Source organism: Dellaglioa sp. CoH-57-MRSF-18 (genome assembly GCF_056781995.1).
Window position 1 is genome coordinate 1 of the sequence record NZ_JBXAXX010000078.1, and the last position, 469, is coordinate 469.

1 tRNA gene is annotated in these 469 nt (G+C 51.6%); it reads left to right on the top strand.

Annotation, left to right across the window (positions count from 1 at the left end):
- Positions 1 to 128: 128 nt before the first annotated feature.
- Positions 129 to 204 (top strand) — tRNA-Trp (locus AC1RPG_RS08150).
- Positions 205 to 469: the final 265 nt, after the last annotated feature.

Sequence of the window (469 nt, forward strand, 5' to 3'; positions counted from 1 at the left end):
GTGTGTCGCTAGTGTAGATTTTCCACGTGTTGAGGTCAACTAATCAATTGGGGACTAGCCAAGTCAGGTCCAAGGCACTGGGTTTTGATCCCAGCATTCACAGGTTCGAATCCTGTGTCCCCTACCACAGGTGTTTAGTTCAGCTGGTAGAACGGCGGCCTCCAAAGCCGTTGGTCGGGAGTTCGAATCTCTCAGCACCTGCCATATTCAGTCAGTAGAACTGACCAGCTACTGATTCGGGTTCGCACGAGATTCATGCACGACGGTATTGCACATGCCGCGCAGTCTGGTTACCTGCACTCCTTTTGCTCGGTGTCGGCCCGGGTTAATGTGCAGAGCCGAAGATGTTTGGTTGATTTGGTGTTGGGCAAGTAAATAGAGGGTGGATAGTTGGCGCTATCCACCCTTTTGTTTTTGCTGCGGAGGAATCGTGCTGGACATACTGGTGATTGCGATCATGCTGCTTGGT